The following is a 17,671-nucleotide window of genomic DNA, read 5'->3' as shown; positions in this document are numbered from 1 at the left end:
GCGCTTCAAATGCCCCACTTGCCGAGATGAACTCCATCTCGGCAATCCCCTTGAGCGCATAGGCGCGTATCTGCACAGAGCCAGCATCCCATCAAGGATGCGTATCGGGCGCCTGTCTGAATGCGGTTTGATGGCTGGCACTGGTAAAGATGCTGTAGCGGGTACTGCGCGATACTTTCTTCGTCAGGAAACGCTCGAAGACGGGCAGAAAAACGGCCCGGTCAAGTCCTGGCTGTTCATCAAGCAAATAGCGCTCACACAGCGCCCGATAGTCTTCGAGCGCAATAAAACGCTTGATCCAGTAGTGATAGAAATACCCCATCAAAAAACCAAGACTGAAATCGTGGTTGATCACTGAATGAGCGCAGCATTCAAAGTCGATCAGGCGCAAGCTGCCGTCCGGCCCGATCAGAATATTTTTTGGATGTGGGTCCATGTGCACAAAGCCTTCGCTGAGCATTTGCTCAAAGAGGCGGAATACTTGAGGCAGCAGAGAATGAGCGTCTTCAGGGTGCTGGGTAAGTCGATCATCAACGCTGCAGTGCTGATCGAAGAAACCCAGCAAAAGATATTCTTCCTTGAGAAACGGGAAACGCGCCTTATACCCGAACCCGGCAACACGAGGAACGCTAGTGGAGCGCGGCGACACCGCTGAGAGATTGATGAATTCGTTCGTCAAATCATGCAGCCCGAAAACTTTCTTGAGACCCAGGTAGTTTTGTAGCTGTTTTTTCCAGTGCGCAAGACGGTTGTACTTCAACACCCATTTACGCTGCCCCTCAAGCAGGAACACACCGCGTGTCTCCTCAGGGATATCCAGCGTCGCGTGCGCCTCAGGCGCCGCGATAAAGCGACGGACCAGCGTAGCCAACTCATCCTGACAGGACGGCTCGAAATGAAAGGTTATGCCATGGATGCTCTGACTGGCTAACGGGCGGGTCAATTCTTTGAGGTGACGCATCTGCATATCCATATCAATGCTAATAGCCGGCTAGAATCACCGATATCGCTAAGCTATTACAAGCAGATGCGCAGCCAAAACAACCAAGGCTGACATTAGTTTTTTAAACTGAAAAATCCAATGTCTTGCCAAAGTATCTGGCCGACAATTTATGACCTGAACCCACAATATCGAAGGGCTGACACATGGCTCCGGTAGAGATGATCTCACCGGCCTGCAAAGTGATCCCGTACTCCGCAGCATGTTGAAAAAGCGCAGTCAGAGAATTCAGTGGATTGGTCGCCGTGTCATCAAATAACCCCTTGGCCCTGGGTTCGCCATCCAGATACACGACAACGGTTTCGGCCAACTCACGCAGAGCGTTTTCGTCCAGTCCTGCGCACACTGATTCGCCGATCACCAGCGCCTCAAAACCTACGTTGTCCGCGACAAAGCTCGGCCAGCCGACTGTCTTGCGGTCAGTAAATCGTGAGCGCACCACTTCGAAAGTGACGCAGGTGGAGCGGATGTCCTGAGGCTCGATTTTCCTGCCCGACAGCGGTGGCAAATCACGGTCCAGGATAAATGCGATCTCGCACTCGATGGTGACCTGAGTCGGCGCAGGCATTTGCAGATGCACCCCGCTGCGATGACAGCGGTCTTGCTCCAACTGACCCACCAGGGGGCGCGACAGATTACCGGAGCGCATCGCCGCCGGGCTGCCGACACCAAGTTTCCACCCTGCCCGTGGCCCTCCGGCAGCCTTGAACAACTGGTTCTGCGCGGCATAGCCCTGCTCAAGCGTCACGGGCCTGAGCGCTGCGGGCAACTCAAGCAGTAACTCACCGCTGCGCCAGGCGTTCAGCAGTACCGATGCGGTGGCCGATGGGTCGAAAGAAGCACTCTGCATAGTCAGTTCCAGTCGTTGATCGTGGATATACTTGTCGCTATCACGATAGAGCATTACATCTCCTCGCTAACAATTGCCAAGGAAAGAAGCTGCCCTATCTTCATCGTTGCCTCTTGCATCAGATGGGTCAGCTTCAGCAAATCACGATCGTCTTTGCAATATTGAGGGATGGTTGCGGAAAAACTGCCATGCAGGTTTCTCTGGCCGCTAAGCCCTACGCCTAATAATGATAATTATGCTCATCGAAGTGAGTGAGCGTAAAGATCACCGTAATTAACGATAAAAATCCCCCCAATCGTCCAACAACATATCAACGGCCGCAGTGCGACTTTCAATAATTTGATACTGTGTCATCGGATTTTTTGGGACGAATGCGACCCGGCGTTCTTCAGCTCATCACCTGAGTCTGTGCCAACCGTCTCTGAAGCCTTCAAGAGGGGAAAATTTTGACCGCTACCGACACTCACGCATCTCTGCAGGCGGCCATCGATAACTGTGCTCGCGAGCCTATTCGCACACCGGGCAGCATTCAACCGCAAGGGTTTCTGATCGTTATTGATGAGCCCGCGATGACGATTGTCCAGATCAGCGAGAACATTGCCCAGTGGCTGAATGTGGATGCTGCCCAATTGCTGGGTAGCGACCTCGACTCCCTCGTTAAAGATGGCACCGCATTTGTTGGCCAGTTAGGTGAGCTGGACGAAGATGAGGCGCAGCCTTTCCACGTCGGTGACGTGACGTTCCTCAAAGGCGATCGTGCGGGTCAAGCGGTGGCAATGATGCTGCACCGCAACGAAGGCGTGCTGATTGCCGAATTCGAACCGGCCGGTGACACCGCCACGGCTCACGGACAGTTGTACCCACTGGTTCGCGCGTTCATCAGTCAGATGCGTGAGGAAGAAAGCGTTGACGAGCTGTGTGAACGATCGGTGCGCTTTATCAAGCGCATTACCGGGTTCGGTCGGGTCAATGCTTACCGTTTCGACAAGGATGGCAACGGCGTGGTCAACGCCGAGCTGGCAGACGCCGGATATCCACGTTATCTGGGGCTTTGCTTTCCGGCATCGGACATTCCTGCGCAAGCGCGCGAATTGTATTGCCTGAATCGCATCCGGATCATTGCGGATGCCAATTACACCCCGTCGGTGATCACGCCTGGCATCAATCCCAAAACACAGCGCCCGCTCGACCTGAGCTACGCGACGCTGCGCAGCGTTTCCCCGGTGCACTTGCAGTACATGCGCAACATGGGCACCGGTGCCTCCATGTCCATCTCGATTGTGGTCGATGGCCAATTGTGGGGCCTGATCTCCTGCCATAACGCTGCACCGCATCCAGTCAGTTTCCAGACCCGTTCGGCCTGCGAATTGCTGGGACGTGTCCTGTCGTTGCAGGTTGAAACCAAAGAAGCTCACCTGCGTAACCATCGAATGCTGGGGCTGCGCAAAGACATCGTGCACATGCTGGCGGCAATGGCCGACCATGACAGCGTGTTCAAGGGCCTGAAATCCCTTCCGGAGACATTTATCCGCTTCGTGGGCGCCTGTGGTGCCGCGGTGGTCTCGGATGAAGAATGCGAACTGTTTGGCCAGACGCCGCCTGAGCGCTCCGTTCGCGCATTGGCTGCATGGCTCGCGGAGCGCGGTGCCCCCGATACCTTCCAGACCAACAACGTAAGCCTGGACGTCGCGCAAATACCTGGCCTTGCCCGGGCGGTGAGTGGCGTGCTGGCGGTGTCCATTTCAGAACTGCACTCCAACTACCTTATCTGGTTCAAACCCGAGCAGACCCGAGTGGTTCACTGGGCTGGCAAGCCGGAAAAATCCATTGATAAAAACGGCTCCCTGAGTCCTCGTCAAAGCTTTGAATTGTGGAAGCAGACCGTCGAAGGGTATTCCGCTGCCTGGGAAGAAACCGAGCTGGAAGGTGTTGGCGAATTGCGCCTTGCAGTGCTGGGCATCGTCCTGCGCAAGGCTGAGGAAATGGCGCAACTGGCCACTGAACTCAAGCGCAGCAACAAAGAGCTGGAAGCGTTTTCCTATAGCGTTTCCCACGACCTGCGCGCCCCGCTTCGGCATATTGCCGGTTATGCAGAGCTGCTCAAGGATATGGAACAGGGAAACCTGTCTGAGCGTGGCCAACGCTTTCTGAGCACCATCGGTGATTCGGCGAAGTTCGCCGGAACCCTGGTTGACAACCTGCTGAGCTTCTCGCAGATGGGCAGATCCGCCATGCGTCAGTCAGAGGTCAATCTGACGGCCATGGTTGAGTCGATTCAGCGGGAGATGCAGCCCGACTATGAAGGCCGGACAATCGAGTGGGTGGTGGGCGAATTGCCTATCATTATTGCCGACCCGGCTTTTTTACACCTGGCGATGCGCAACCTGCTCGCCAACGCAATAAAATACACCCGCAATGAAACCATTGCTGTCATTGAAATAACTGCGGTTCAGGACCCCCAAGGCGTTGTCGTCAGCGTCAGGGATAACGGTGTTGGCTTCGATATGCAATACGCCGACAAGCTGTTCGGCGTATTCCAGCGCCTGCACCGAATGGAGGAGTTCGAAGGCACCGGTATTGGCCTGGCCAATGTCCGGCGGATTATCGAGCGACACGGCGGTACCGTTCACGCGGAAGGCGTCCTCAACCAAGGCGCGACGTTCTCCTTCACCCTGCCCTACAAAACCCTGAACCCAGTCGTCTGAGTACGAAGGAAAAAAAATGCTCAAACCCATCTTACTGGTTGAAGACAACCCCAACGATCTGGAGCTGACCCTGGTCGCACTCGAACGCAGCCAGTTGGCCAACGAAGTGATTGTGCTGCGCGACGGCGCGGAAGCGCTCGACTACCTGTTTCGCCGCAATGCTTATGCAGAGCGCACTGGCGGCAATCCAGCAGTACTGCTGCTGGACCTAAAACTGCCCAAGGTCGACGGGTTGCAGGTACTCGACGCGATTCGCCAGTCAGAAGATTTACGCAGCATCCCGGTGGTCATGCTGACCTCCTCCCGTGAAGAACTGGACCTGTCGCGCGCCTATCAACTGGGCGTCAATGCCTATGTCGTCAAACCTGTGGAGTTCAAAGAGTTCGTCAGCGCCATCTCCGATCTGGGAATTTTCTGGGCCGTGCTGAACGAACCACCACCTGGATCGGTCAGAGCTCAGCGTCGTCCTAGCTCCTGATCCCAATTTGATTAAGCGCAGTCAGACTTAATGCCACTCAAAGAATTGAAGCTCCTCCTTATTGAAGACAGTCCGCAGGATGCGGAATTGACCCTTTTGTCCTTGGAGGCCAGTGGCATCAAAGTTGACTCCACCCTGGTACACAATCACCAGGGTGCCGCACAGGCGCTCACTCAACAGGTGTTTGATGTAGTTCTGTGTGATTTTCTGCTGCCGGGGTCATCCGGCGCAGATGTGCTGAAAATCGCCCAACAGCTCGCACCTGAAACCCCTTTCATCTTTCTCTCAGGCATTTTCGGCGAGCAGCAGGCCGTGGAAATGATGCGCCTGGGGGCTGTTGATTACGTCCTCAAGCAAAACTTCAAGATGCTGCCCAAAGCCGTCAGGCGTGCGGTGTCGGAAGTGCGCGAACGCACCCAGCGACGGGCGGCGGAAACCGCGCTTCAGGACGTTGAGGTAAGGGCGCGTCTCGCCATTGAAGCCGCACTGATGGGCGTCTGGGAAATCCAGCCCGCCACCGGCCGGATGCTCTGGGATGAACGCTGCAACACGTTGTACGAAATATTGCCCCACACCTCGGTGGACTTGGCGTTCCTGCTTGCTCGATGCCATCCGGAAGATCGCGCGCTGCTGGAGTCGAAAATCAATGCAGTCATTGCCCGGGAGTCTGACTACCAGATCGAATACCGGGCACTGATGCCCAATGGCCGCTCACGCTGGCTGTTCTCCAGCGGCCGCTCGGTGTTCGAAAATGGCAGATGCGTGCGCATTACCGGCGTCATGCAGGACATCAGCGAGCGCAAGCAAGCGACCCGGGAGCTGGTCGAGCTGAACGAAGTGCTGGGGGCGCGTATCGAGCAGCGCACGCGAGAGCGTGATCGAATCTGGGAGCTGTCCAGGGAGCTGCTCGCCGTGCTGCAACTGGACATGACGCCTATCTCGTTCAATCCGGCCTGGGAGGCGACGCTGGGCTGGTCGCATGAGCAGATCAGCCAGATGCGTTTATGGGAGTTGATCCACCCGGATGACTTCCGCACAACACTCCACGAAATGGAAAGCATTGCCCAGGGCAATATCTCTACCCGGTTCGTCAACCGCATGAAGCACAAGTCCGGTGACTACCGCTGGCTGTCGTGGACCATCGTCCCCGAGGGCGGGCTGATGTATGCCGCCGTTCGCGACATTACCGAGGAGCGCGCAGTCATTGATGAACTGGCCGCGGCTAACCAGAGACTGCGGGCGCAAATCAGCGAACGGGAACGGATCGAAGCGGACTTGCAGCAGATGCAGCGCCTGGAAGTAGTAGGTCAGCTAACCGCTGGCGTGGCTCATGACTTCAACAACCTGCTGACCGTGATCCTGACCAGCACTACCTTCGCGATCAGGGACATCGAACGCGGCACACTGGACAAGACCGCCAAACGCTTGCAGAACGTCAAGGACGCAGGCGAACGCGGGGCCAAGCTCACGGCTCAACTGCTGTCTTTCTCCCGGCGCCAGCGCCTGCAGCCAACCGCCATCAATCTCAATGACACCATTCGTGGCATGGGCACCCTGCTCGGCCGCGCACTGGGTGGCAGTATCTGGATCGAAACCGATCTGGCCAACGACCTCTGGTATGCGATGGGCGACCCGACCCAGACCGAGATGATCATCCTCAACCTGGCGATCAATGCGCGAGACGCCATGGCCATGGGCGGCTCGCTGTGCTTTTCCACGTTCAATGAGCACGTCACCCGGCCTGCCATACGCCCGGAGGACCCGGAGCCAGGCAAATATGTAGTGTTGGCTATCCGTGACTCAGGCAGCGGCATGAGCCCCGAGACCCTGCTTCGGGCGTTCGAACCGTTCTACACCACCAAAGACGTGGGTAAGGGCTCGGGCCTCGGCCTGGCTCAGGTATTCGGCTTCGCCAAGCAATCGGGCGGCGGCGTAATGATTGAAAGCGAGCTGGGAGCCGGCACCAAAGTCATGGTCTATCTGCCCAGCGTCGACAAACCAGTGACTCTGGCGGATGAGCAGACATTGACTCAGGCCCCCTCTCACGGGGGTGGCGCGCACACGATCCTGCTTGTGGACGACGACCCGGAAGTCAGGGCCGTGACGGTGCAGATGCTTGAGTCCATGGAATACAAGGTCAAACAGGCAAAGGATGGCGCGCAGGCGCTGACCATGCTGGATCAGGACATTGATCTGGTGCTGACCGACTTTGCAATGCCAGGCATGACCGGCGGTGAGCTCGCCAGCCTGATCCATAAGAACCATCCAGCCCTGCCGGTGCTCTTTGTCACGGGCTATGCCGACACCGATGTTCTGGGTCTGAACGGTTCGGCTGTGGTCCAGAAGCCATTCAACGAGTTCGATTTGCGGAACAAGCTGCACGCCATGTTGAGCAGCTCCGGGCGTCGCTAGCACTCCCCTCTCAGAGAGGCTGCTGCAATCTCGGTCAGCCCGCTGATAATGTGCTGGGTGTAGGGAAACGCAGGATCCTCATCCAGTATCCGCTCTGACACCAACAGCCCCTCCTTCACCAACGCATCAACCGCTTCTACGCACTGAGCAATCGGTGGAATGCGCGTGCGCGTGCGCAGCATCTGCATGTAGATCTGGCCAAATGTCAGTTTTCTGGACTGGACATGATTGAGTTGCTGGACGGTTTTCAGGACGGCGAGGTCGATCGCGTATTTTCTCTCAGCAGTCGCTGGGTGGAGCGTATCGGCGGGAAGTAACTGCATAAATGATGACATCGTTAAAAAAGGAAAGACGATACTTAAACCACTAGCCCACTCACGGGCAAATACCCTCCAGCACGCGCTTTATATAAACTCGATCAAACCAAACACTGAAACAGCGTCAGCCACTGCTATTCTAAAACAGGTCAAAACCAACAATAAATCTTCTTATTAGGCGCCCAACAAAAAGCCTTATAGCGGCTAAGTAACCGATTATTAAATCTCGCATAATATCGCCCACTTCAAGCACGACGAACAGCTTACCAGAACACTAAACCTAACGACAGTTAGGTTTACAACAAAGCAATAATAATCTCATAAAATTATAAATAACAGTTTTTATAACCACAAAAATAGATTTTTCAGCAATAAAAACCCTGAACAGGCATAAAATCAAACGAACCTCCAAACTCAATTCTGCTTAAAACGCTTGAAAACCCCTCTCAGGCCATGTGCCACCATTTAATAACGCCGCGCTTACAAATATCCTTCTTCGCCACTGAACTTTTATGACTCGAACCTGACTTAACGTTCGGCGCATTTAACCGTGCGCCCTAACAGCCTTTTCTTTTTTTCTCTAAACCATCAATCGAGATGCAATCGATGAGTCGACCCTTGCTGTCTGTTATTAGCGCTGTATTACTCTGCGCGCAAAGTTTGTCTGCCCTGGCGGCGGACTCAACTTCTGCGACGAACGCTGCCACGTCCGCCGAGCAGATTCGTGTGCAGGTAGAAGCCAGACGTGATCAGTTGACTGGCGCTGCCAATGTCAGCACATCCACGGCAAAAGGCCCTTCCACCGTGCTCGACGCGCCGGTGATGACCGATGACGCCCCGACCCAGGCGCAACGTCCATGAACCAACCCCACCATCAGCCGATTGCATCCGCCAAAAGGACGCTTGCCGTGTCAGCTTTCAAACATACCCTGAGCCTGAGCCTGCTGACCTTCAGCGTCCTGCAGGCCAATCTGGCCCTGGCCGCCGTCACGCCAGCTACCGGCAATGAAGTCGAAGCCCGTGTCAGTTCAATCCTGGACAACATGAGCCAGTCCGAAAAGATCAACTTTACCCGGGTCAACGACGGGCACATGATCCCGCCGCTGCTCAAGTGGGGCATCAAAGGAACCACGGCCTACGATTCCTCAATGGGTGTGCACGTCAACAACGCGACATTCGGTGCGCAGTACCCGTCCCAGTCCGCACTCGCTGCGACCTGGAGCATCAATCGCGCCAAGGAGTTCGGCCTGGCCATTGCCTACGAAACCCGTATCTCGGGTGGCCAGCAAATGCTCTCACCGGGCGTCAACCTGTACCGGACGCCTTACAACGGCCGCTCCGCCGAGTACATGAGTGGTGAGGATCCGTTCCTCGGTGCCGTGCTTGCACCGGCCGTGGTCAATGCCATTCAGGTTCAGGGCATTCAGGCCAGTGGCAAGCATTACCTGGCCAACGAACAGGAAGCCAATCGCCAGGCAGTCAACGTTATTGCTGACGAACGCACCCTGCGCGAACTGTATCTGCCAGGCTTCGAGTCGATGGTGAAAAACGCCAACGTTGCGTCGATCATGTGTGGTTTCAACAAAGTCAACGGCGACTACGCCTGTGAAAACCATCACCTGATCACTGAAGTGCTCAAGGGTGAATGGGGTTATCAGGGCACCGTAATCAGCGACTTCAACGCCATTCACGATGCGTTCAAAGGCGCTTGGGCCGGTACCGATATCGACATGCCGTCGGGCCTGCAATTTACCGAAGCCAACCTGCTGCCGTATCTCTGGAGTGGCCAGCTCACCCAGAATGTTATCGATGACAAGGTCAAACGCAACCTGCGCGCCATCGTCAGCTATGACTTCCAGGAACACCTAAACACTGCCAAGACGCTGGACCATCCCGAATATGGCGCACGTGCGGCGCTGAACACGGCTCGCGAATCCATCGTGCTGCTGCGCAATGAAAACACCACTGAAGGCAAACCGCTGTTGCCACTGGCCAAGACCGCAAAAGTCGCAGTGATCGGCGACTGGGCACACGAGGCCCCCGCCTCACCTTTCGGCACCGCCAATTCACCGCCTAACAGCTACGTGACCGAACTGAGCGGCTTGCAACAACTGGCGTCGAGCAGCTCGAACGTTACCTATCTTCCGGAACTGAGCCTGAACCCGAAGTCGTCGGCCTGGTATCAACCGGCAACCAATGACAAAGGCATCAGCAATTCGGGCGTCAAGGCTGAGTACTTCTCCAACACCAGCTTGTCCGGCAGCCCAAGCGTGACTCGCGTCGAGCCTGGCGTGAACCTCAACTGGACCACTGGCACCAACGAAACCAACGCGGGCACTACGGCTGTGTCTGGTTTCAGCCCGACAGCGGGTGCTTTCTCGGCCAGATTCACCGCGACGATCAAGCCAACGGTGTCCGGTGCACACGTGTTCAAAGTCCGTGCGGACGGCCCTTACAAACTGTGGGTCAACGATGAGCTGGTGTTGCAGAGCGACGGCGTGCCGTACTCCGCAGACGTGGTAAACGCCATGACCACCTCCGGCAAAACTCCGGCGCTGGTCGCTGGCAAACCCTACACCGTGAAGCTTGAATACCAACGCGTGCAGGGTAACTTCATCCCGGCACTGGGCGGGATTACCGGGGTACAGATGAGCTGGGCGTCCCTGCGTCCACCCAAGGATCTGTCGAAATACGACGCGGTCGTGGTCGCCACAGGTTCCAATTACGAGCATGAAGGCGAAGGCTCTGACCATGGCTTCGAGCTGCCCGATCAACAGGCTGAGCTGATCAGTTTCGTGACCCGCGCCAACCCGAACACCATCGTGGTCATGCACGGCGGCGGCGTTGCTGACATGCAGCCTTGGGCGAACAAAGTCGGCGCCACCTTGCAAGCCTGGTTCCCGGGCCAACAAGGCGGTCAGGCACTGGCAGAGATTCTGTATGGCAAGGTCAACCCTTCGGGCAAACTGCCGATCACCATCGACAAGAAAATCGAAGATAACCCGAGCTATGCGTCCTATCCGGACCCGGCGGCTTACCGTGGCAGCAATCCGCTGACCGAAATGACCTACAGCGAAGGTCTGTACATGGGCTATCGCGGTTATGACAAGAAACACGCCAAACCGCTTTACCCGTTCGGCTACGGTCTGTCGTACACCACTTTCGGCTACAGCGATCTGAAACTGTCGACCAACGTGCTGAGCCCCGGCGCAACCATCGACGTGAAATTCACCCTGACCAACACCGGTAACAAGGCGGGCTTCGAAGTCGCGCAGTTGTATGTGCAACCGGTGAAACCGGCCGTTGATCGTCCTGAGAAGGAACTCAAGGGCTTTACCAAGGTGTATCTGCAACCCGGCGAAAGCAAAACCGTCAGCATCCCGATCGACTCACGCTCCCTGGCCTACTACGTAGACAAGACTGCAAGCTGGGATGTGGACGCTGGCAAGTTCAAGATTCTCGTCGGTTCGGATTCGGAAAATCTGACCCTGAATCGCACCTTGACCACGCTGTTCCCGGAACACCTGACCACCCGCGACAGTAACCCGCTGCCACTGCCACTGCGCAAAGCCGTGCAGGTGAACGCCACACAGGCTTACTAAGCGTCAGCGTTCAGGCTCAAGGATGAGCCTGAATGTCCTTCCCGAGACGCCGCAAATAGATGTCGAACACCGCCATGACATCCACCTCTTCCGGGCATCTCAGCCACTGAATCTGCAAGCCGTCCATGACCGAGAAAATCTCTTGGGCCATGGCCTTCACGTCGATATCGGCACGAATTTCACCCGCCTCTTTCAACGCGTTCAAATGGCCGCGAGCATGCTGGTGGGTAAGGTGAAATCTGTCTTGATGCCAGGACCATGCCGGATGAGCATGGGAAAGACTTTCGGTATTCATCACCAGTGACGCCTGACATTCGGCAGCATCCTCGACACTAAACCCCATGCTCAGCCTCAGAAACTTGAGGAAACCCTGCACGGTGAGTTCGGTCGTCAGCTCGTGAAACCTCGAAGTCACCCGCTGATCCCTACGATCCAGCAGCGCAGCCAGCAACGCTTCTTTATTGGGGAAGTGATGTAACAGGCCTACGGTCGTGATACCGGCAAGCGTCGCGACATCGCGCATCGAAGCACTGGTATAGCCATCCCGGGCAAAAATCACTGTTGCCGCGTCAAGCAGCGCCGCTCTGCGCATCTCCCCTTTGGGCGCCCGACGACGCTTTGGCGCGACTTCTTCGCCTGATTCATTCCCTGATTCGTCAACTGACATAAAAATCCGATAACCGCTTCATTCAAATTATCCCGGCGCTCGCGGGCTGGTTCCGTCGTTCAAAAAACCGCTTTGCAGTAATGGACGCAACAACGGTCGAGATCACTGCAATCAGCGCATTGCCGGTAAACATGCCTGGCATCACCCCACTGCTGCCGAACACATGCATGCCGGCGAACACGAACGGTACTGTGCCTGCAGTGGACCTAAGCCAGGCGAACATCGCCACAAACCAAGGCCGCTGCATGGTTACGAAAACGGCAATCGAGACGAAATCCAGACCAATCAGTACCCACAAACCACCACCCAACTGACAAAAGGCCAGAAACAGCACTCGGCCTTCGCCTTCAAGGCCGTAGAAATCGGCAATGGTACCGCAGGTAAGCAATAACAATCCCCAGACAAACAGCCCGTAAACAACCACCAGCCTTCGCGAAAAGACGATTGCCGCGTTGGCCCGCTTATCGAGGTGAGCGCCGATATTCTGTCCGAGAACCGGTGCCAAGGCACTCGGCAACGCAAAAAAAGCGCAGTAGGAAAACTGCAGGACCCGGTCAAGGACTGCCATCGCCGCTAAAGCTGATGTGCCAAAAGTAGCCACGGACGAGACAAGATACGCCAACCCTACGGGCGTCGCCAAATTGCCAACCATTGCAGGCAAGGCCACCCGGAACGTGCGTTTGACGTGCATGCGCAGCAGTTTTGGCCTGACTGACACCTTCATCCCGACATGGCGACGCACCCAGTACAGCCCCAGACTGGCAGACACGAACGCCGACAATGCGTAGGAAATACCGGCCCCTTCAAGCCCCAGGCCCAGTACAAAGATCAGCAGCGGATCGGCAACGGCCAACGTAACCGCGCCAGAAAGCACCACCCACAATGCGCGGCGACTGTCCCCGGCAGTCCGCAGGATTTGCGCCGACATCTGCATGGCGGACTGCAGCACGCTGAAAGGCAATGCCAGCCAAATAAATACCCGTGCGGCCTCATAGGTCGCAGCATCAGCACCCAGCAGATGGGTAATCGGCACGATCAACGCCAATTGCAAGGCTGCTGACAGACCACAGACGATCAGTACCATCAGGATCAGGCTGGTGGTGAAACGTGAAACTGCCTGGCTTGCGCGATGACCGATTCGTTCGGACAGTACCGTCGCAGCCGCAAGAATCAGCCCATTGGCCAGCGCACTGTTGAGGAAGATCAGCACCTTGGCAATGCCAACGGCTGCAAGCAGCAAGGGCTGGTGCAGCATGGAGACATAGACGAGCGTCAATATGTCCACCAGAAACACCGCGAACAGGCTCAGGGCACTCGTGCTACTCATGACCAGAATATGGCGTGCTATGCGTCCTTCAGTAAACGTCGCGCGGGCTACCGCCATCACATTCCCCAAACAGACAATGCCTGGCCAGCAACAGTGGCCAAGCCCATTGAGGCGGCGATTCTAGCGGCGGGCGTGCTTGGGAGCTATCACCGGCACTCAATATCGGCGACGTGCCGACCAAGGGTTCAGGACGTCAGGTACCTACTCCGGCAATGGCTCGGAAACGGGCCGCCCCATCAACAGGACAGCCAGCAGAATGGAAAGCCCGACAAAGCACGCTGCCGCATAACCGAGGCTCTGCAGCCCATACGAATCGATCATTCGACCTCCCACGATAGCCCCCAGACCAATCCCCAGATTGGCACCTGAAATATTCAGTGAAGCGCCAAAGGCTGTCGCGCCCTCCGCAGCTTTCATGACTCGCACATGGCTGACCAGGAACAGTGCTGCCTGCGTAATCCCCCAGGTCGCCAGCGCCATGGCCAGAAAAACCGGCGAGTGGATGCTCGGTATCAAAGCAACCATGCCCGCCACCATGAACGCGCAGAAGACAATCGACGCCATCAGCGGATGCTTGTCTACCGCACGCCCACCCAGTGAATTGCCGATCAGGCCCACCGCACCAAACGCCATCAGGCACCAGCCCACCACGGTGCCGTTGAAGCCAGCCAGTCGTTCAAGGATGTCCGCCAGATAGGTGTAGGCGGTAAACATCCCGGAGAACACCAGCACCGACAACAACACATGGCCTTGCAATACGGGGCTGCGCAGAACGCGCATCTGTTGGCGAAGAGAAGCGTCCTGACGGGTCACGCGGATGCTCGGCAGATACACCCACAGCAGCAGCGCTTTTGCCAGCGCCAGCACCGCGAGCATGCCAAACGCCACGCGCCAGCCCACCGCGTCTGCGACCAGCGTCCCCACCGGAATGCCAAATACCGTGGCGCAGACGATGCCGAAAGTGATCTTCGCCATCGCACGACCTGCGTGCTCAGGCCCGACCAGATCAACCGCTGTCTCGCTGGCCAATGCCCAGAACACCGGCAAACCGAGCGCGGGTATCAGCCGTGCAATGCCCATCACGACGATATTGGGGCTCAGTGCCGCAAGGGTATTGGCGAGCGCAAACAGCACCATGACCGTTACGAACAGTTTCTTGCGCTCGAAGCGCGCGAAATAGGCGGTCAGGAATGGGCCGAGGCAGGCCACCGTGAACGCGAACAATGTCACCAGCAAACCCGCTTGAGGGATGCTGACCTCAAGGTCCCGGGCAATGCCGGGCAACAGGCCAACAATGACGAATTCGGTCGTCAGCACCGTAAAGCCGGCAGCCGACAACAACAGAATGGGTAACAGCATTTGAACTCCAATAGCGAAGCGCCAGGCCGGTGAACACCAGACTGGTTTTTACAAGGAAATGATTGAGCTGATATGACTTGAGTACTGACCGATCACTGATGCGGCAGGCGATCGATGCAGGCGGGAATTATTGGCAGGCAAACAGCGGCCGCCATTATGTCCGGCCACCTCGTTCCGGTCTACCGTCGAAACATGCATTGATGCGACGTAACTGGTCACCAGAGGTGCTACTGCAGTGCCCCGAAATTGTACTGTCGCTGACCTCACATCGTTTGCCTGATTAGCGCTGTTCATTGCACGATCCTGCGAGCGGTGGTGAACACCCGCCCCTGTGGGAGTCGGTCTCACGTCGTCAGCGCAAATCCTGGTACGAGCGAATTCATTCGCGAAGGCGCCGGTACTGCCGACAAACCTGCATCATCAGAAACACCGCCCTCCCGGCTAAAGCCGGTCTCACGTCGTCAGCGCAAATCCGGTAGGAGCGAATTCATTCGCGAAGGCGCCGATACAGCCAACAAACCTGCATCATCAGAAACACCGCCCTCCCGGCTAAAGCCGATCTCACGTCGTCAGCGCAAATCCGGTAGGAGCGAATTCATTCGCGAAGGGGCCAGTACAGCCAACAAACCTGCATTATCAGAAACACCGCCCTCCCGTTGCAAACAACGGCGATCCCATACCCGCAAAGTGTACTGCCCACTCTGTCGCTCTCTGTAGCGCTTGGACAGTGCGCCTCTATGGCTAAATACCGGCCCGCATCCCTGAACGACGAGCCGTTTATGAAATCTCGCGTTAACACCGGCATGGCCCTGGGCCTGCTCGGCGTTATAATTTTCAGCCTTACCCTGCCCATGACTCGCATCGTGGTCGAAGAAATTCATCCTTTGCTTAACGGCCTGGGCCGGGCGCTTGTTGCAGCAATTCCTGCTGCCGCGCTACTGCTCTGTCGACGCGAGCGCTGGCCGACGTTGCAGCAATTCAAAGGGCTGTGTTTCGTGATCCTTGGCGTGATTGTCGGCTTCCCCGTCCTGTCATCATGGGCGATGCAAACACTGCCCTCTTCCCACGGCGCACTGGTCAATGGCCTGCAACCGCTGATCGTCGCTATGTACGCTGCATGGCTGCACCATGAGCGGCCTTCCAAAGCATTCTGGGCATGCGCCGCACTGGGTAGTGTGCTCGTTCTGGCTTACGCCATGATTCAAGGCGCAGGCAGTGTCAGTAGTGGCGACCTGTTGATGTTGGCAGCCATCGCGCTTGGCGGTCTGGGCTATGCCGAGGGTGGACGCCTGGCCAAAGAAATGGGTGGCTGGCAAGTCATCTGCTGGGCATTGGTGCTGGCTTTTCCCTTACTGCTGGGCCCTGTTCTGTACCTCGCTTCGCAGCATCAAGGCACGATCAGCGCACCGACATTGTGGGCGTTTGGCTATGTCACCCTGTTCTCGCAATTTATCGGTTTCTTTGCGTGGTATGCGGGTCTCGCCATGGGCGGCATCGCCCGGGTCGGACAGGTTCAACTGCTGCAGATCTTCTTCACGATCGCCTTCTCCGCACTGTGGTTCGGTGAGCACATCGACCCTTTGACCTGGGTATTTGCGGCGGGAGTGGTAGGCACTGTGGTACTGGGGCGCCGGACCACGGTCAAGGCGCCACAGCCCATCAAGATCTGATCACGACTCTTTTGTAGCGCGGGCGTTGACCGCTGCGTCGAGAAACGCCTTTACCGCTCGCCATGATTGCTCGTTGGCCTCGGCATTCGCCGCAGGTGCTCCGTCAACGCTGTAGGTGGCAGGTATGTGCGGCAGCAGAATGGTATGCCCGGCGTGTTCGAAATCCAGATGCTGCACAGGCCAGGGATGACCCGCCTCTTGAAGCCGCTGCAACGCCATTCTCGAAAACCGCGCTGAAGGCCATGCAGCGTCGTCACCTGCCGACAGCAACAAGACTGGTCCCTGGATTTTCTCTACCGGGATGGCTACCCGCTGCACGGCTTCATGGTCCAGTAGCGCGGTGCTGATCGATTCGGCATTACGCAAACCGGCATCTTTTGCAGCCCAGGAAGCGGTTTTATTATCGTTCCAGAGATGCACCAATGGCTTGCCTTCATAAAGCCAGGCTGGCCCATCGCGGCCTACCGCCGGGTCCGCCGCCGCTTGCCCGCCATGCACCAAAGCGCTGGGTACGTAACCAATGACCGCCGACACTGCCTCAGGAAACATACTGCCGAGCAGCAGTACCAATTCGCCGCCCCGCGACTGGCCGCTCAGCGCGACAAAATCATAAGCAGGCCGCACCTCTCGACGAACCCAGTTCAAACCCGCCACGAAATACTCCAGCGGCGTATTGGAAATGTAAGACGACAAACCTGGTGCTTTGAAATACCCCAATGCGAAGGCGGCGTAACCTCGTGATGCGTAGAGCGCAGCCCGAGGCTCGTTGATCCCGCCACCGGAGCCATTGAGCACAATGACGGCGGGATGCGGCCCTTTGCTCGCAGGCATAAACAGTGTGCCAACCAGACCGTCCTCGCGGACTTCCCGGCGGGTAACACCGTGGGCGGCAAGGCGCTGAATCAACGCCACCTCCTGATCACTGCCCTCAACGAATATTCGCGTCACCAACGGCTGCAATACGTCATCCGGAAACACATCGGCGGCGCCCTCAACTTCAGGCCGCTGACTCCAGAGAAGGCCCAACGCAGAGACACCTTCGTAGCTGCCAGATATGGGAGCATCTCGTTCCAGATCCACACGCCCTTCGGCATCGGCAACATACGTCGCCGAGCTGAGCCAATACTGTCCATTGCCACGCAACGTGCGAGTAGAGAGCACGACGGTTTGAGCAGGCTGGAGACCTTCGACAGCGATGCGTCGCGGCTCGTCCAGCAAACCCTCTGCCGGTGTGACTGATAGTCTCGTCATGAAATCCCTCGTTCTCCTGTCGAATGCCTCAAG

The 17,671-nt window shown here is 56.9% G+C and carries 13 protein-coding genes; 6 read left to right on the top strand and 7 right to left on the bottom strand.

All coding sequences use genetic code 11. The annotated features are described in order from the left end of the window. Positions 1 to 91 precede the first annotated feature (91 nt). Complete coding sequence (locus AUC61_RS13950) at positions 92 to 961, bottom strand: lipopolysaccharide kinase InaA family protein (RefSeq protein ID WP_243246854.1); 870 nt, start codon at positions 959 to 961, stop codon at positions 92 to 94. A gap of 103 nt (positions 962 to 1,064) precedes the next feature. After that, the gene (locus tag AUC61_RS13945) at positions 1,065 to 1,850 is read right to left on the bottom strand and encodes a 2-keto-4-pentenoate hydratase (protein ID WP_340163295.1); all 786 of its coding nucleotides are present in this window, start codon (positions 1,848 to 1,850) and stop codon (positions 1,065 to 1,067) included. Between the two features lie 446 nt (positions 1,851 to 2,296). On the opposite strand from AUC61_RS13945, the gene AUC61_RS13940 reads away from it, so the two are divergent. The 3 genes from AUC61_RS13940 to AUC61_RS13930 are packed head-to-tail and all read left to right on the top strand — an operon-like array spanning position 2,297 to position 7,445. After that, positions 2,297 to 4,555: an ATP-binding protein gene (locus AUC61_RS13940; RefSeq protein ID WP_243246852.1), complete on the top strand. Its 2,259-nt coding sequence runs from the start codon at positions 2,297 to 2,299 to the stop codon at positions 4,553 to 4,555. Positions 4,556 to 4,571: 16 nt separating this feature from the next. Beyond that, complete coding sequence (locus AUC61_RS13935) at positions 4,572 to 5,033, top strand: response regulator (RefSeq protein WP_122663646.1); 462 nt, start codon at positions 4,572 to 4,574, stop codon at positions 5,031 to 5,033. Between the two features lie 30 nt (positions 5,034 to 5,063). After that, positions 5,064 to 7,445: a hybrid sensor histidine kinase/response regulator gene (locus AUC61_RS13930; protein ID WP_243246851.1), complete on the top strand. Its 2,382-nt coding sequence runs from the start codon at positions 5,064 to 5,066 to the stop codon at positions 7,443 to 7,445. On the opposite strand, the gene AUC61_RS13925 is transcribed toward AUC61_RS13930, so the two are convergent. Continuing rightward, the gene (locus tag AUC61_RS13925; RefSeq protein WP_243246850.1) at positions 7,442 to 7,768 is read right to left on the bottom strand and encodes a hypothetical protein; all 327 of its coding nucleotides are present in this window, start codon (positions 7,766 to 7,768) and stop codon (positions 7,442 to 7,444) included. The two genes, AUC61_RS13930 and AUC61_RS13925, sit on opposite strands and share 4 nt — an antisense overlap. A 612-nt stretch (positions 7,769 to 8,380) precedes the next feature. Between AUC61_RS13925 and AUC61_RS13920 the strand changes: the two genes are divergently transcribed. After that, positions 8,381 to 8,623 carry a hypothetical protein gene (locus AUC61_RS13920; RefSeq protein WP_243247074.1) on the top strand — a complete coding sequence of 81 codons (243 nt, stop codon included), beginning with the start codon at positions 8,381 to 8,383 and terminating at the stop codon, positions 8,621 to 8,623. Continuing rightward, on the top strand, positions 8,620 to 11,364 hold the full coding sequence (locus tag AUC61_RS13915; RefSeq protein WP_243246849.1) for a beta-glucosidase: 2,745 nt from the start codon (positions 8,620 to 8,622) through the stop codon (positions 11,362 to 11,364). Before AUC61_RS13920 ends, AUC61_RS13915 begins: the two co-directional genes overlap by 4 nt. Positions 11,365 to 11,380: 16 nt before the next feature. On the opposite strand, the gene AUC61_RS13910 is transcribed toward AUC61_RS13915, so the two are convergent. The 3 genes from AUC61_RS13910 to AUC61_RS13900 form a co-directional block, all read right to left on the bottom strand. Continuing rightward, positions 11,381 to 12,031: a TetR/AcrR family transcriptional regulator gene (locus tag AUC61_RS13910; protein ID WP_243246848.1), complete on the bottom strand. Its 651-nt coding sequence runs from the start codon at positions 12,029 to 12,031 to the stop codon at positions 11,381 to 11,383. A 22-nt stretch (positions 12,032 to 12,053) separates the two neighbouring features. Beyond that, positions 12,054 to 13,415 carry an MATE family efflux transporter gene (locus tag AUC61_RS13905; protein WP_243246847.1) on the bottom strand — a complete coding sequence of 454 codons (1,362 nt, stop codon included), beginning with the start codon at positions 13,413 to 13,415 and terminating at the stop codon, positions 12,054 to 12,056. Between the two features lie 144 nt (positions 13,416 to 13,559). Next, entirely contained in the window at positions 13,560 to 14,717 is a 1,158-nt protein-coding gene (locus AUC61_RS13900) for an MFS transporter (RefSeq protein WP_243246846.1), read from the bottom strand. A 779-nt stretch (positions 14,718 to 15,496) separates the two neighbouring features. Between AUC61_RS13900 and AUC61_RS13895 the strand changes: the two genes are divergently transcribed. Further along, positions 15,497 to 16,387, top strand: a complete 891-nt coding sequence (locus tag AUC61_RS13895) for a DMT family transporter (protein WP_243246845.1) — start codon at positions 15,497 to 15,499, stop codon at positions 16,385 to 16,387. Here the strand turns inward: AUC61_RS13895 and AUC61_RS13890 are convergent, their stop codons facing one another. Next, positions 16,388 to 17,638: an acyl-CoA thioesterase/bile acid-CoA:amino acid N-acyltransferase family protein gene (locus tag AUC61_RS13890; protein WP_243246844.1), complete on the bottom strand. Its 1,251-nt coding sequence runs from the start codon at positions 17,636 to 17,638 to the stop codon at positions 16,388 to 16,390. Positions 17,639 to 17,671: the final 33 nt, after the last annotated feature.

The sequence above is a fragment of the Pseudomonas maioricensis genome, assembly GCF_022790535.1.
GTDB classification, from domain to species: domain Bacteria; phylum Pseudomonadota; class Gammaproteobacteria; order Pseudomonadales; family Pseudomonadaceae; genus Aquipseudomonas; species Aquipseudomonas maioricensis.
This window is presented reverse-complemented; position numbering and strand designations above follow the sequence as displayed.